Origin of the sequence: Mesorhizobium sp. M1334 (genome assembly GCF_040317995.1) — a bacterium.
Lineage (GTDB): Bacteria > Pseudomonadota > Alphaproteobacteria > Rhizobiales > Rhizobiaceae > Mesorhizobium.
The window spans coordinates 170659-185663 of the sequence record NZ_JAMYLM010000010.1 but is presented as its reverse complement, the minus strand read 5'-3'; the positions used below and the strand labels follow the sequence as shown (position 1 = coordinate 185663).

The 15005-nt window shown below is 58.9% G+C and carries 11 protein-coding genes; 9 read left to right on the top strand and 2 right to left on the bottom strand.

Annotated elements, in window-relative coordinates:
* Positions 1–4: 4 nt before the first annotated feature.
* A complete protein-coding gene (locus NKH17_RS19100; RefSeq protein WP_352971982.1) occupies positions 5–1300 on the bottom strand; it encodes a DUF2130 domain-containing protein in 1296 nt (431 codons plus the stop codon).
* A gap of 607 nt (positions 1301–1907) precedes the next feature.
* On the opposite strand from NKH17_RS19100, the gene NKH17_RS19095 reads away from it, so the two are divergent.
* Positions 1908–2711: a DUF4236 domain-containing protein gene (locus tag NKH17_RS19095; protein WP_352971979.1), complete on the top strand. Its 804-nt coding sequence runs from the start codon at positions 1908–1910 to the stop codon at positions 2709–2711.
* Here NKH17_RS19095 and NKH17_RS19090 read toward each other — a convergent pair.
* The gene (locus NKH17_RS19090; protein WP_352971977.1) at positions 2702–3313 is read right to left on the bottom strand and encodes an SH3 domain-containing protein; all 612 of its coding nucleotides are present in this window, start codon (positions 3311–3313) and stop codon (positions 2702–2704) included. The two genes, NKH17_RS19095 and NKH17_RS19090, sit on opposite strands and share 10 nt — an antisense overlap.
* A gap of 251 nt (positions 3314–3564) precedes the next feature.
* On the opposite strand from NKH17_RS19090, the gene NKH17_RS19085 reads away from it, so the two are divergent.
* The 8 genes from NKH17_RS19085 to torT all read left to right on the top strand — a co-directional run bounded on the left by NKH17_RS19085 (position 3565) and on the right by torT (position 14958).
* Positions 3565–4233, top strand: coding sequence for a vWA domain-containing protein (locus tag NKH17_RS19085; protein WP_023679066.1), 669 nt, complete (start codon positions 3565–3567; stop codon positions 4231–4233).
* Positions 4233–5030 carry a PP2C family serine/threonine-protein phosphatase gene (locus tag NKH17_RS19080; RefSeq protein WP_352971974.1) on the top strand — a complete coding sequence of 266 codons (798 nt, stop codon included), beginning with the start codon at positions 4233–4235 and terminating at the stop codon, positions 5028–5030. Before NKH17_RS19085 ends, NKH17_RS19080 begins: the two co-directional genes overlap by 1 nt.
* On the top strand, positions 5027–6952 hold the full coding sequence (locus NKH17_RS19075; protein ID WP_352971971.1) for a helix-hairpin-helix domain-containing protein: 1926 nt from the start codon (positions 5027–5029) through the stop codon (positions 6950–6952). The genes NKH17_RS19080 and NKH17_RS19075 overlap by 4 nt, the downstream gene beginning before the upstream one ends.
* Before the next feature lie 637 nt (positions 6953–7589).
* On the top strand, positions 7590–8927 hold the full coding sequence (locus tag NKH17_RS19070; protein WP_352971968.1) for a metallophosphoesterase family protein: 1338 nt from the start codon (positions 7590–7592) through the stop codon (positions 8925–8927).
* Positions 8928–10994, top strand: a complete 2067-nt coding sequence (locus NKH17_RS19065; protein ID WP_352971966.1) for an ORC-CDC6 family AAA ATPase — start codon at positions 8928–8930, stop codon at positions 10992–10994.
* A complete protein-coding gene (locus tag NKH17_RS19060) occupies positions 10991–12043 on the top strand; it encodes a hypothetical protein (RefSeq protein WP_352971964.1) in 1053 nt (350 codons plus the stop codon). The genes NKH17_RS19065 and NKH17_RS19060 overlap by 4 nt, the downstream gene beginning before the upstream one ends.
* An 874-nt stretch (positions 12044–12917) precedes the next feature.
* Positions 12918–13691, top strand: a complete 774-nt coding sequence (locus tag NKH17_RS19055) for an SDR family NAD(P)-dependent oxidoreductase (RefSeq protein WP_352971961.1) — start codon at positions 12918–12920, stop codon at positions 13689–13691.
* Between the two features lie 196 nt (positions 13692–13887).
* Positions 13888–14958 carry a TMAO reductase system periplasmic protein TorT gene (torT, locus tag NKH17_RS19050; protein ID WP_352754158.1) on the top strand — a complete coding sequence of 357 codons (1071 nt, stop codon included), beginning with the start codon at positions 13888–13890 and terminating at the stop codon, positions 14956–14958.
* The last annotated feature ends 47 nt before the right edge of the window (positions 14959–15005 follow it).

The window sequence follows — 15005 nt, the reverse complement described above, 5'->3', positions numbered from 1 at the left end:
CTTCTCAATCGGGGAGGGACGCGGATGCTTCTATGGCCAAGACCTCCAAGCCCGCGATCTCCTGCATCACCTTGCCGGCGATGCCCTGCAGATCGCCGTACATTCCGACGGTCGACTCGATGACACCCTGGATCTGAGCCTCCCGTTTGGCCCACAGGCGGATTGTGGCTTTCCTTTCCCTGGCAAGGTCGTCCTGCATATCGGAGAATTTCTCGACGATCGCCTCGACCCGGTGGCGAAACCTGGGGCCAGTCAGATAGCCGTAGACCTGCTCCATCTTGGTGGCCTGGCCGTCCTGGGCGAGGCGGGAGTTGGCGAGCTCGATGAGGGACTGCCTGAGCATGATCGCGATCGGAATCGCGCATTTGGGATGGGCGATGTAGACGCCATCCACCAGATCGAACGTTTCGACTCCCGCAGGCAGCGCCTCGGAGATCATCAACGCGATGTCTGCCTTGGCGGCGCGCTGGTCTGTCCGCAGCTTGCCCAGCCAGCCCTGGCTCCAGTTCTTGGTGCGTTTTGATTCCCACAGGATAGCGCCGCACGGCTGGCCGGCCGGTCCCACCACGCGTTGCAGCACGTCACCACCGAACTCACCCTTGGCGACCGGTTCGATGATGTCCATCGGGAACCGGCTGGCGATCAGCGACTCCAGCTCGAGCTCAAGGACCTCGCCCTGAAGCTGCTGAGATCCTTGCTCGGCGCGGCGCTTCAGCTCCTCGATCTGGCGCTGCATGCCGGCAATCTGTTCCTCTTTCTCGGCCACCTTCATCTTGAGGCCGTCTTCGGCTTCGGTCCTGGCCTTGACGCGGACGGCGTCCAACCCTTCCTGGATCCTCTTTTCGATGGTCAGCGCCATTTCGCGCTTTTCATCGTCGAGCGCCCGCTGCTGCTTCATAAATTCGGCCTGCTGCAACTGCGCCGCGGCGAGCTTTTCGTCCCGCGCCCTCAGCGTCGTCTCCATCTCGCCCAGCCTCCTGTCCTTGTCCTCAAGGTCGGTCGAGACCAGAAGTTTTGCCTTGCGGGCCTCTTCGGCGGCGATGGCGGCACGTTCGAGCTTGAGTTTTTCGGCGACCTGGCTGTCGATGTCATCCCGGGCGGCGTCGATAGCCGCCTGCTTGCGTTGAACCTCCTCCTCCCTGGCCGTCATGGCGGCGTTGCTCTGCGCCAGTCGCCGTTCATATTCCTCGCGCGTGGCCGCAATCAGCGGCGCCGCGAGCGACTCGTTGAGCTTGATGTCGGTCTTGCAGCTCGGGCAGCTGATTGTCGGCTCATTGAGAGTCCTGGGCTGGACAGTCATCAGGCAGATCCTCGCAAGGGAACGTGGTGCAAATGAACGCCTCAAAGTATACAGGATTGCAGGGCGGCCGAATAGAACAAAGAGTGAACTTGCCAGTTATCCCCCGGAGAGGGTACCTGCTTGGTCACCTCTTCGACCGAACCGTGGCGGGGAGGGGAGCAAAAGTGCTGACCGCGGATGAAGGGCTATGAGTTTCTGGATCAATTGCTGTCCGAGGAGCGCACCGCTCTGAACAGCAGCCTCGATCGGTTTCTCGTGTTGAACCCGTCGCTGGCCGATCTTCAGATCAACGTTGTATTCGAGAAAGAGCCAAAGGGTGATAAATCATCCGTGTGGGCCGCAAGGTATTGCCAGACATTGAGCGTTTCCAGGAGACCCTCAAATCATATCTTGCGCAACAGGACATAGCGCTTCCGGTGCTGCAGATCGATGTCGGGACACCTTAAGATCAAGGCTCGGCCAAAGTGGAGGCCGTTGCGGCGAAGCCGGTAAGCGCGAACGGAACTTTCAAATCGATAGACTACTTGGCCTCGAGTTCTATGAAACGGAAGTTGCTTCGCAAGTGCCCCAACGCTAATGTTCGCTTCAAAATACGCGCGGGGGCGCAGTGGGGTTTAGATACAGAAAGTCATTGAGGCTTATTGCCGGCGTTCGCCTGAACGTCACCGGGAAGGGGCTCCGCAGTGCCTCTTTTGGCAAGCCCGGCTCCACATTGAACATGGGCCGTGGCGGCATTCAGAGCACTGTTGGTCTTCCCGGTTCGGGCATGTCCTATTCTTCGAAACGCAGCGGCAAATCAGCTCTTTTTCTGGGCTTATTGATCGCAGCACTCGTGGCCCTGATCTACCACGCCGCCAGGGGGAGCCGTGCGGCGCAAGTCTCCTTGCTTGTTATCGGCGTCGTCGGTGTGGGGGCGGCCTTGATGGCCCAGAATTCCGACACAAAATCCAGCGCTATGCCAAACCCGACATTGGCACCCCGAACCGACCGCCAGGAACCAGGGCAGACCAAACCGCTGCCGCCGGCAAGCCGCGACATCACCCCTTCGAATCCGCCGCCGTATGTGGAAGCACCCAAAGGGCCGGTTCAGCAGGACGCACCTGTTGGCGATAGCTGGCCCACCTCCGCTGGTGATCAGAAAACGCCAAGCACGTTATCGGGAGCCGATCCGGGTTCCTCGGTAGCGGTCGAGCCGCCGCCAGGCGAGCACTTCCCAACGGCAGTCGTGACCAGGACCGCGAATATCCGTTCGGATCCTTCAATGGCTGGGGCCGTGGTGAGTCAGGTGCCGGCGGGCACCACTCTGACAGTCGTCGAAATCAACGGTCGCTGGGCGCGGATCAGCAAGGACGATGTCACTTTGGGGTGGATCAACCGGTCGCTACTCGCGGCGCAGCCTTCCTACCAGTAGCACACCGGGCTCCTGCCACCGGGCCTGCTGTAGGCGCTCCGGCCCCCGCATAAACGCCCATTGCGCATCAGGTCGTATGGGCAATCGCATCTGCCTACCACGGCGTCTCTGACAGGCTCGCCCGAGGCATGCTCGGAAACGCTGCCGTCATCTGATGCAGCCGCTGGAGCGACCGGTGTGGTCGAAGTCAGCTCGACCGGCTTCGCCTCGCTGAGGTAGTCGCCATGGATCCATCCGATCTGTGCGGAGACCGTCACATTGTACCAGTCTCCCTGTTGACCGTTTGTCTGGACCAGGTCGCCCAGTGGAAGCGTGGTGATGATACGCGCCTCGGTGTCCGGCGCGACCCTGACACGGACGTTTTTGGTGGTGTACAGCCAGCGAACCAACGTGGCGGGGCTAGGCTTCTGGGCAGCCACCGCGTCGGGCTTTGCATAGGCAATCGAGCTGTTGCTCGGTTGTACCCGAAGCGCCGCGGTGGTGGTTGCCGCGGGGGCCGCGGGCGGGGCGGGGGGTGGCGACCGGGCGTCGATGCTCGACATGGCCCACCCGATTGCGCAGAAAACCGCGATGCCCCAGCCGATCCGTTGTTGGCTGACCATTTCACCCTCCCTGCACAATACAAAACAGAGCAGTCCGCGAAAGTCGAATCGACTTTTGCGTGGCTAAATCTCAAGTCAATTGACAGCAGAAACCGAGCATCTGTAGATAGGGAGGGGATTGAAAATTGGGGCGGGCAAGCGCATCGACGCGCTTTGCAATTCCGGTTTCAATAATTTTTGGACGCTACCTGCCGAGTGCCGGGAGACCCGGGCTTGCGGGAAGCGATATTTCGGCGAAAAAGGCGAGTAAAATGTCCAACCAATTTGATCAGATACCGTTTGGGGCGGCAGAGTTCGCGGATAACCCCGAACCTCGGTGCCCGTGCCTCCTTCTGCTCGACACCTCCTATTCCATGAGCGGAGCGCCGATCGACGCGCTGAACCAAGGCCTTGTCGCTTTCAAGGACGAGCTCGCGGCCGACAGCCTGGCGATGAAACGTGTCGAGGTCGCCATCGTCACCTTCGGACCGGTCAACATCGTCGCGCCGTTTCAGACCGCTGACCTGTTTACGCCTAGTACGCTAGCGACCAGCGGCGACACCCCAATGGGTGCGGCGATCGAGCAGGGCCTCGAGATGTTGCGACGTCGCAAAGATGAGTACCGCGCGAACGGCATCTCCTATTACCGGCCCTGGGTGTTTCTGATGACGGACGGCGCGCCTACGGACAGCATCGTCGCTGCCGAAAACGCGGTCAAATCCGGCGAGGCGGCAAAGGCGTTTTCGTTCTTCGCCGTTGGCGTCGAGGGTGCCAACATGGACATCCTCGCCAAGCTCTCCACACGCCAGCCGCTGAAGCTAAGTGGCCTCAAATTCCGCGAGCTGTTCTCATGGCTGTCCGCATCGCTGTCGGGCGTCTCTCAGTCGCAGGTCGGACAGACCGTGGCCCTCCAGTCCCCCGCAGGCTGGGCTGAGGTGTGATGTCTTGGCGCATAGCGTCGGCTAGCGCCATCGGCACTTCGCATGTCACGGCCGGCAAGCCCTGTCAGGATAATTCGGTCCATGCCCTGATCGAGGGCAGGGAAGGTCCAATCCTCGCGGCCGCGGTCTGCGACGGCGCTGGCACTGCGGCGCATTCGGAGGTTGGGTCTTGGCTGGCCGGGCAGAACCTGCTGGAGCTCATTTTCGTGCACTTCGCGGAGAACTGTGCGCTCGATCAGATCGACCGGCCAAAAGCGTTGGGCTGGGTGACCGAAATTGCCGAGCGCATCGCCGCTCATGCGCGCGCACTCGGGCACGAGGTGCGCGATTATACGTGCACGCTGCTTGTTGCCATCCTCGGCCCGACAAGCACGGTGTTCTTTCAGGTCGGTGACGGCGCAATGGTCGTTTCGCACGGCAGTGAAGACGGATGGTCCTACGTGTTCTGGCCGCAGCACGGCGAGTTTGCCAACACGACCAACTTCGTCACGTCATCAAATGTCGCGGATGTCCTCGAATTTGAGTTCGCGCCGCGGCGCATTGACGAAGTCGCGCTGTTCTCGGACGGTATCGAGAACCTCGTCCTGCACCAGGCTTCGCGCAGCGTCCATCAGCCCTTCTTCGATACGATGTTCCCGGCCGTCAGACGATCGGCGGTGGCGGGCGAGGACTCTACGCTGTCGGATGGGCTGAAGGCCTATCTGCTTTCGCCGCAGATCTGCGAGAGGACCGATGATGACAAGTCGCTGATCCTGGCCACGAGATCGCCAGCTGAACCGATGGTGGCCGCAAAATGAATGCCAAGGTCCGCGAGGTGTTCACCCTGCGAGGGGAAGCCCTCAAACTTGGCGAGATCGTCGGCCAGGGCGGCGAGGGCGCCGTCTACGACTTGGCTGCACACAAGAACCATGTCGCCAAGATCTACCACCGGCCGCTCGAGCAGCAGAGGATCGACAAGATCCGTGCGATGGGCAAGATCAAGACCGATTCACTCGAAAAGCTGACGGCCTGGCCGACGGGGTTGGTCTGCTCCAAGGATAGCAAGCCCATCGGGCTGATCATGCCGAAGATCTGCGGTCGCAAGAGCATCCATCAGCTCTACAGCCCCAAAAGCCGCAGAACCGACTTTCAGCGGGTTGATTGGCGATTTCTGACCCGTGTGGCGGCAAACACCGCGAGAGCATTTGCGGCCGTTCATGACAACGCCTGCGTCATCGGCGATGTGAACCACGGCGGTGTGCTGGTTGCGCAGGACGCTACCGTGCGCCTGATCGACTGCGACAGCTTCCAGGTCTCTTATCTGGGCCAGCAATATCTTTGCGAGGTGGGCATCGAGACCTTCACACCGCCGGAGCTGCAGAGCAGATCGTTTTCGGGCATCGTGAGGACGCCCAATCACGACAATTTCGGTTTGGCCGTGATGGTGTTCCTGTTGCTGTTCATGGGAAAACACCCCTTTGCCGGCCGCTACGCGGGAACCGGCGACATGCCGATCTCGAAGGCGATCGAGGAGTACCGCTTTCCCTACGGGGCGAACGCCCCCGCCGTCGGAATGGCGAGGCCTCCGAGTTCCCCCGAACTCGCCATCGTCGGCCCACGACTTGCAAAGATGTTCGAGGATGCCTTCTCGCAAAGGGGAACGTCGGCTGGCAGGCCCGTGGCCCGGCACTGGGTGGCTGCCTTGGCCGAACTTGAAGCGAACCTCAAGCAGTGCTCCGCCAATTCCAGCCACTGGTCACTTGGCTCATCGCCGTGCCCTTGGTGCAAAATGGAAGGCGCTACGGGCGTCCCGCTCTTCTCCACCGTTGTTCCCGCCGGCGGGGCGACGCTTTTCGATATCGCCGGATTCCAGCGGCAGGTGGACGCCATCCCACATCCCGGGCCGGTGCCGACCGTCCCCGAAACGAATGTGACACCAGATCCCAACGCCTTGAAGCTCAAGGGGCACGCGCGCCGCACCAACTTCCGGGCCGGAATAGCGGCCGCAGTGGTCGGCGTCGCTGGCTTGATGATGGCGCAGATCTGGGTGCTGGGCATCGCCTTGGGGGTCTTTCTGGGGTTGAGAGGTTTCTTGAACAGGGACAGTGAGGCTGCGGAATACCGGCGCGTCGCCGCCGAGACCGCCACCCAGTGGAAAAACGCGCAAACCACGTGGATGCAGAGGGCCGGGCCGGACGCTTTCGACAGGCAAAAAACGGTGCTCGCCGGGCTCAGGCGCGAATGGGACATCTTGCCTTCCAAACGGGTAGCCAGGATCTCGGAGCTCGAGCGCAACCGCCGTCAGGCGCAACTGCACCGGTTCCTGGACAACTTTGAAATCTCCTCGGCAAAGATCGAGAGCATAGGACCGGGCAAGAAACAGGTCCTGGAGTCGTATGGCATCGAAACAGCGCTCGATGTCGAGAGAAACAAGCTTTACAGCGTGCCCGGATTCGGACCCAAAACCGCGCAGAAGTTGTTGAATTGGCGAAAGTCCGTCGAAGCCCGCTTCGTCTTCGACCCCTCCCGAGCGATCGATCCACGCGATATCGCGCAGATCGACCAGGACATTCTCGGCGACCGCAAGCGGCTGCAGGGCGCCTTGGTTCTCGGTCTTGAGCAACTCAAGCAGACAAGAGCCCAGATTCTTGCCGCCCGTGAACACAGTCGCCCGGAAATGGAGCGATTGCGGTTGGTATTGGATCAGTCGTCGGCAAACGTTGCCGCGATTTCAGGTTGAGACGGCTAACGATGGTTCGCCAATCAGGCTCGGTGAGTTGTGGCATACCTTCATCACCCTGGTTGCGCGTCACTGTGAAATACCGATTTCACCTTATTGGAGGCCTCGACGGTTTTTGCCGGCCGGAGCGTTGACTTGAAGAGAGGTGAACGGCGGCTTTGCGCCTCATTTCATGACACTCCGTGGTGATTTCGCTGCGCTCGAAAGCGGACGCTCGAATGACACGTGCGCTGTGACCGATAAGCATCTTAGAGGTCGTCTGGCAAACGGTTCGCGGTGGAAAAATATCTTGGCGACCGTGAATCACGGCGGTGCTCTCTGCAAATCGTGTCTATCGACACGCAACAACCACTATAGCCCTGCCGGTTCACCATCGACGCTGTTTTGCCTGAAACCGACCATGCGGTCCGCATCAAGATCTTCACGTTGGCTCGCTAACCGGCCGCAATGTGTTCCTCCAATTCCATCTGCCTTGAATTCTCCAGGAGAACGTTCCGCTGAATAAGCCGATTCACAAGCGAGGCGGGATGAATTTCATCGGCCACGCAAAGTAGTTGTTGCAAGTTGTGGCGACCCGTCGTTCGCGCTTGGCAAAGTCGGACAGTTCATTCTATGGCTATCGGCAGGGGAGCAATTTATGCAGCGTGTGCGAATCCTTCAAATCGGCGATGTTCACTATCCAGACTGGCATTCCTCCGCTAGCGACATCGATGCAAAGGACAGCAAGTTCGCTCCGAAGATCACCCAGAAGTTGCGTGCCTCCTCACTTCGGGCAGTCCTTACCAAGCTTCGGCGACTGATCACCACGAAGCGCCCAGATGCGGTGGCATTCATGGGGGATTTTACGAGCCGTGGCGACAAGGAATACATCGCGTCCGCCTTCCAGCATTTGACCCTTTTGTGCCGTGCGCAGGGTAGCAAATCAGCATTTCTCCCCCTGATTTTTGTTCCCGGTAATCATGACGTGAATCGCGACGATGCGCGGGACCTCGGACCGACCGAGAAGTTCAGCGAAATGGCAGGATTGGCAGCTAGCCTCGGTTGGGAAACTGTGCCAGTGGACCAACCTGTCCACTTCAGGCTCCCGGCCAAGTCGGGTAGCGCCAATGTCATCTTGGTCAACACTGCGATAGGGAGCTGGGAGCTTCAGAACCTTCCCGCATTTCTTCGCGATCGGCTCAAGGAACTCAATACGGGGGCCGAGCCGGTTGATTTGGGTACCACGGATACCTCAGGTCATTCCCCCGCTACGCCGCCAAGTGACCCAACAAGGGACGCATCGGATGATGAGTACTACGGTCAACTTGACACCCCGTACATCTCACGGGAGATGCTTGCGGGGCTTCAAGAGTTGCTCCAGCAAGTCGGTATGCGGTTCAGCATCGTGATAGGCCACCACAACCTGCTTCCGCAGAAAATTCCACGCATCACACCTTACGCGGAGATGCTCAACAGCGGTTTTGTCCGGACCCAGCTGCTTCAAAGCGATAAGTCGATCGTCTACTTGCACGGGCACATCCACAGTGACCCCGTAGAAATTGTCAGCGATCCGCGATCTCCAAACGGCAAGCTGATCTGCATATCAGCCCCAGAGATACAGGCGGGGTTCAACGAGCTTGTCTTCTTCATGACAGATCAGGGAGAACTTGTCGGTATTCGCTTGATTCCCTATCGAACGAACGTCGCCGATGGTCTGGTCACTGAAGGGGAGCATTGCTTCATCTCGACTATCGCCAGCGGCAAGGCATTCCTGAGTGGCGAAACTTTTGATCTGCTCCGCCGGCTCCGTGATCACGTCAAGAAGCGTGGCAGCGCCCTTCTGTTCTGGGACGAGTTAGTGGAGATCGCGTCGACGGCCGCGCCCGACCAGGATCTGGAAGACTCCCTGCTAATGCTTCAGGCAGCCCGGATTATCGAGATTGACGGGCTCACGAAACCAAACTCGGAATGGCGGATCAAGGTAAGGGAAGAGTAGATGCAGAACCCCTTTGGTCCCAACAGGATAGAATACGAAAGTCGACCGATTCTTTGGTTTAGTCAGAAGTCAGCTTCGATTTCGACTGCAGCAAAGCCTGTTTTCGTGGCGGGTACCAGGGGAAGTGGCAAGACTAGCATTCTTAGATCGCTTTCCACAGCTCACATCCTTGAAGACGACAATCTTGCAGAACAAGTCGGAAAGCTCGGCTGGTATGGAGTGTTCTTTCAGCTGAATGAGACATTTTCGCCACTGATCGACAATGCCGTCCTCAGTCTCATTCCCGAGAATATACAGCTTGATCCGACTGCGGTGGCTAACCGACAGTTTATAATCTTCTCTCACTACCTAGAGCTGAAGATCGTCGAACGTCTTCTTGAGAGCATTGTCCAACTCAGGCGGGACGGACACCTCAAGTATCCAGCATCTGCCGATCGCGATGTCGCGCTAGCACTGCATCGCCAAGTGCTGCACTTCATCCCGCAACCAGCGCGTCCAGACTTCTTCAGCATCGACGAATTGCGGACGGGAATTACGCGATACATCGACGATTGCTTCAATGCCTTCTTCTTCGCGGCGGAGACGGCAAAGGCAAACTTCAGGGCAACAGACCCCGGAGCCATAATCAACAAGGTTGCAACTGCGATCACTCCGCTCTTGGAAGGGCCTGCCTTCGCGAGCGGCACAGTCCCGTTCTTCAAGATACTGATTGATGACTGCGAGGCGCTCACGCCGCTACAGCAGCAGTTCTTGAACACGCTGGTCAGGAAAACGCGCGGCAACGTTAAGTGGGTGCTCGCCTATATCGGCGGACTTTATGACACGATCCGGACCATCATACCGGGCCAGTCCCTATCGAACGCCGACCGCGACGTCGAAAATCTCGACTCAGTAACGAACAAGGAATTCGCAACCCTCTGCGAGAACGTGTCATCACTTCGACTATATTACGCGCTTCCCGATGAGCTGCGAAGCAACCTAAAGCGCAAGAGCCCACTCAACGCGTTTTCATTGAAAAGCCGACTGGGAAGGCTTTCAGTCAACGAAATCATAGAGCGGGTGATTGAAACGGGGCATTCCGAAGGCCGAGACAGGCTAGTGACCCTCGCGGAGGCAGCGCGCGAATTTTTCTCCATAAACCTCAGGTCCGCCGACCAGCAACAGTTTCATCTTCACAGGAAGGCGCGGCCATATGCGGAGGGTCTGGCGCTCGCGCTCATGAAACCGGAAATTAAACGCAAGCCCATGAGTTCGGCGGACGCAGCGAATCTGATGCGCTCGATAGCACGAAAGCAGGGGTGGGCGTTCCTGCAAGCGTGCCGAATTCTGGGCCTCCACGAATACCCCTACGTAGGGCACCAAATAATTACGTCATTGAGCGATGTCTGCATACGAGACTTCCTTGACATAATGGGGGAGATCTTCCGCCGTAGCGTTCCGAATGCGAGCGATCTGCACAAGCTGGTGGACTTCATCAACTCGGATTCGCAGATCTCCATCGAACAGCAAAAACAAGCAGTAAACGCTGCCTCCAAGAGAAAGATGGACGGCCTGCAGGCGCTTTCACATCCCTATGAGGAAGAGAGCGTGCGCATGGTGCGTGCGCTCGGATCCCTCACCGCGCGCCTCCAAACAGACTTTGCCGAGGATAGCCCCCTCGGCACAACTGAAAGGGGTATTTTCAAGGTTGATCTTAGTGAGATGCGCTCGCTCGTGAATAAGCTCGAGCTTCCAATAGGGAAGCTAGACGAGGTCCTGCGACGTGCGGAGAAAGATGGTTTCATCCGCGAGGTCTCCGCTGCGGGCAACTTGGAGGTCGATCGGGCCGATGCAAGATCGAAGGAGATGCTCATACGGTTGCATCGTCGTTTTGCCCCGTACTTTGGATATTCTTATCGCGGGCCCTATGAGACTAACACAATCCCGGCTGCGCGAATCGTTGACCTGCTCTTCACACGCCACCGCATCCCGGAGGACTGGGCTGACGCAGTGTTCAAAGAACTCGTCGCACGGCCGGCTTCACATACCGAATTTCAGGGCTCTCTGTTTGAGAGTGATCTAGAATGACCCCAACGGTTGAGTATCGGGTGTTCGGCAACGTGGCTGTCACTGAGAAGGTCAGTGATCGCGGTGCTGTCGAAGTGGTCGAAGCAGACATTGCGATCGTTGCGCTTGGATGGGAGACGCGGTTCGCCGCCTTCGGCGACCACGTTGATCTGAAGGTCAAGAAAATGATCGTTCTCGACTTCGCGCTAAAGAGCACCGGCATCGCGGCCGTTGAGGCCAACCGGGAAAAGCTCGTTGCGATAGGCAAGCGGTGGGGCATCGATGTCACGGTTGTCGACCTGGAAGCATCAATCGAATACCAGAAGAACATCAACATCCTCGACCACACGCTGTCGCAAATGGCCGAGTCCTGTGGTTCCTACCAGGGGAACCTGCGCAAGGTCTTCGTAGAATGCTCAACGATGCCCCGGATCTACATTCAGTGGCTTGTTGCCTTCGCTTTCAAGAAAGTGGCTATCCAGTCGCTGGAGTTCGGCTATGCCGAAGGGACTTATGAGAATGCAGCCGGCAAAGAGGACTTTTCCAGCGGCCTCGACCGCTATGTGACGGTACCCCATCTTCAAGGCGGCGGCGGTATGGGTGAGGAGAAGATCCTGCTGGTGGGTATCGGCGGAGATGCGGACGTCTTCTATGGATTGATCGATCTGGTAAGTCCGGAACGAATCTCTCTTCTCGTTCCCCGAAGCGAACGAAATGAGCATATCGATGTATTGCTAGATCAGCAGGTTGCCAAAGTTCGTGAGACCCATCGGCTTGAAGAAGGCGAAGTTCGCGACATCGAAGCATTCGGCCTTACGGCTCACCTCGACGCCTTCGAAGCTTATCTCGAGGGTTTCGGCTCGCGATCGGTCGTGAACGTATTCGTGAGCGGGCCTAAAGTTCAGGCGATTGCCGCAGCCGTTCTGGCGTGCAGTGACAACCGGGTCCAGATCAAGGCGCGAATCCCTACCTCATATGCCCACCGGGAGGTTTCAGCGAACGGGCGATATCATTTTTACAAGCTGATCGATCTGACCTCGCCTGCTTGTAGCCTTCCTGGGACGTTTTGACTCTGTCTTGCTTTCACGCAGCATCTTGATCGCCGTGGCCATACGGGTTGATCCACAATATACATAGAAAGTGCGATGCCCATCCGAGATGTGATTTCAGGGGAACAGCAGCTTGCGGGTGGCTTGGTCTAACAGCGGACTGACAGCTTCCGGCCCCCTTCCGGTCATTCACAAGCCGGCCGATAGCCGAAGTGAGCCAGTGCTGTTGACGTCGAAAACACATAGGCCGCCGCTACATGTTCGCGTTTTGTGCTTCGAAAGTCGCATAAGAAGGCAGTCCGGAACCTGCACTGCGGCGGCACCATCGCCATGCAGCCACGTCTTTCCAATTAGCCGCAGCCTACCCAGTACCTCAACGCCAGAACACCACAGCCGCTCTTCTTGACAGTCGTCTTATAAGTTATAAGTTAATGAGAGATTTTGAGCAGGGGCGCGTCACAGCGTTTGTCGTATCTCCGGAGTGCCGCATCTCGTCTTTTCTTGGCTCGACCTGACGATGGGTGTCTTCGCAGCTTACGATCGTGATGCCAACGTTGTCCCACGCACGCAACGCCACTGGATGTCCGGGTTTCAAAATTTTCATTACCAAGGACTGTGCCTTGGCGACGCCGGACCGCCGCGCTTCGTCGAAGCCATGACGCGTCGGTGCGTGCTGGAGCTTGGTGTCCAGCGGGACTTACACAGACCGACCGCGGCCTCGCTGCCCGGTCCGACATGCCTTCATCCGCGCCGTCGGCGGCGCCACGCCCGTGAACATTCGACGCGCGCGTGAGCCACACCAACGTGGCGGGATCACAACCGAGTTGCGCGAGCCTTGTTGGAAGCGCCACAGGACTACCTGGCTCGTTGGGCCAATCATTCATAAGGCTGAGCCATGAGAGAGAATGAGAATATCTATGTCGTAACCGGCGGCACGCATGGCATCGGCGCCGCCTGTGTCCGGCACCTTGCCGAGCAGGAGAACGCGGCCGTCGTCTTCACCGGTCGCGACCAGGATGCCGCGCGAGAAATCGTATCCAGCATCGCCAATGCACATTTCATCGCCTGTGATGTGCGCGACGAAGACGAATGCCGAACCGTCATCAATACGGCGATGACGATTGGTAATGGAAAGATCGCTGGACTGGTCAACAACGCCGGCATGACGGGGCGAGGGGCTTTCGAGACCGCCACCCTCAGCGATTGGGACGAGATCATGAGGGTGAATGCACGCTCGTCGTTCATCTTTACCAGCGCGGCGCTGCCAGGACTGCGCGCTGCGCGTGGATCGGTGGTAATGATCTCATCGGTGGCCGGGCTGATGGGCGAGGAGGGTTTGGCCATCTACTCGGCCTCCAAGGCCGCGCTGATCGCCTTGACCCTATCGCTGGCATTGGAAATCAGCGACGTGCGCTTCAATGCCGTCTGCCCCGGCCAGATCGCAACCCGGATGATGGCGGGCACCCTAGCCATTCCTGGCCGCAAGGCTCTGCTGGAAAGCCGCATTCCAGTGGGTCGTTTGGGAACTCCTGAAGACGTCGCCGAGGCCGTGGCCTGGCTGTTGTCGCCAGCTTCATCGTTCGTCAACGGCATCGTCATGCCGGTCGACGGCGGCGAGAGCGCGGGGTTGAAGACGCTCGCCTTGCCTGAAATCAGCACCGGCTTATGAAAGCCTATTGACTTATAACTTATAAGTAGTACGGTGGCGTTGTGAATGAGCGACAGCGCGGACGAACCCTAAGGCGCATTCGCCGAAACGGTGCCTTCCACGCATCGGCAGGTATCTCTGCTCCCAAGGCAGACCGGGGAGCCGGCGAATTTGCCGGCTCCCCACCCGGGAACGCACGAAACAAATGGGGAATCACATGACCAAGACTCGCGCTTTCCAATCCATGCTCGCGGCGGCTTTCGTCACCGGCGTGGCCGTCCTGCCCAACGCCGCCCAAGCCAAGGATTGGTGGCCCTTCAAGATCAACGCGGCCAAGGGCGGCGATCTGAAAAAAGTCGAGGCACTCGACTATGTGCCGCTGGAAAAGGCCGAGAAGCCCTGGAACCTGTGCGTTTTGTTTCCGCACCTCAAGGACAGCTACTGGGTCTCGGTCGACTACGGCATCGTCGAAGAAGCAAAGCGCCTGGGTGTCAAGGTGACGGTGCTGCAGGCCGGCGGCTATGACGCACTGCCCAAGCAGCTGTCGCAGTATGACGATTGCGTCGCATCAGGCGCCCAGGGTATCCTCGTCGCCGCCATCTCGGAAGCCGGTCTTGCGGCCAAGCTGAAGGAGGGCGACGCCAAGGGTCTTGTCCAGATCGCCGTCGCCAATCCCATTCTGGAAACTCCGATCACCGCGCGCATCACTCCCGATACCTACCAGAAGGGTTTTCAGGAGGGTGAGTACCTCAAGAAGTACCTCGGCGACAAAAAGACGACCGCGATCGGCCTGCCGGGTCCGCAGGGATCGGGCTGGGCGGAGAGCTATATGGCGGGCTTCCGCGACAGCACCAAAACCGGCAACATCAAGCTCGCGGCCGAGCTCTATGGTGAGCCCGGCGTTCCGCAAAGCCTGCGCATCGTCGAGGACGCGTTGCAGACCTATCCCGATCTCAACGTGATCTGGGGCGGGGCAGCGGCGGCCGAAGCGGCCGTCAGTGCCGTCGCCGACGCCGGCCGCGACGATGTCGTCATCATGTCGTCCTACGAGAACCAGACGATGCTGAAGCTGGTCAAGGAAGGCAAGGTGCTTGGCTTTGCCGCCGAGTATCCGGTCATGATGGGCCGCATCAGCGTCGACCTCGCGGTGCGAGCCTTGGAAAAGAAGGACTACGAGAAGGTTCTTCTGGTCGCGCCGGGTATCGTGACCAAGGACAACGTCGACAAAATCGACCCGACGCAGATTTTCGCGCCCGATGGGTGGAAGCCTGAATTTTCGGTACAATAGCCACATCTTCGATGGGCGGTAGACCTCGGCCTTGGCCTGCCGCCCTT

Coding starts and splice junctions, on each gene's coding strand:
- NKH17_RS19085 (WP_023679066.1), top strand. CDS start 3,565: ATGTCCAACCAATTTGATCAGATACCGTTTGGGGCGGCAGAGTTCGCG.
- NKH17_RS19060 (WP_352971964.1), top strand. CDS start 10,991: ATGACCCCAACGGTTGAGTATCGGGTGTTCGGCAACGTGGCTGTCACT.
- NKH17_RS19055 (WP_352971961.1), top strand. CDS start 12,918: ATGAGAGAGAATGAGAATATCTATGTCGTAACCGGCGGCACGCATGGC.
- NKH17_RS19065 (WP_352971966.1), top strand. CDS start 8,928: ATGCAGAACCCCTTTGGTCCCAACAGGATAGAATACGAAAGTCGACCG.
- NKH17_RS19090 (WP_352971977.1), bottom strand. CDS start 3,313: ATGGTCAGCCAACAACGGATCGGCTGGGGCATCGCGGTTTTCTGCGCA.
- NKH17_RS19075 (WP_352971971.1), top strand. CDS start 5,027: ATGAATGCCAAGGTCCGCGAGGTGTTCACCCTGCGAGGGGAAGCCCTC.
- NKH17_RS19100 (WP_352971982.1), bottom strand. CDS start 1,300: ATGACTGTCCAGCCCAGGACTCTCAATGAGCCGACAATCAGCTGCCCG.
- torT (WP_352754158.1), top strand. CDS start 13,888: ATGACCAAGACTCGCGCTTTCCAATCCATGCTCGCGGCGGCTTTCGTC.
- NKH17_RS19080 (WP_352971974.1), top strand. CDS start 4,233: ATGTCTTGGCGCATAGCGTCGGCTAGCGCCATCGGCACTTCGCATGTC.
- NKH17_RS19070 (WP_352971968.1), top strand. CDS start 7,590: ATGCAGCGTGTGCGAATCCTTCAAATCGGCGATGTTCACTATCCAGAC.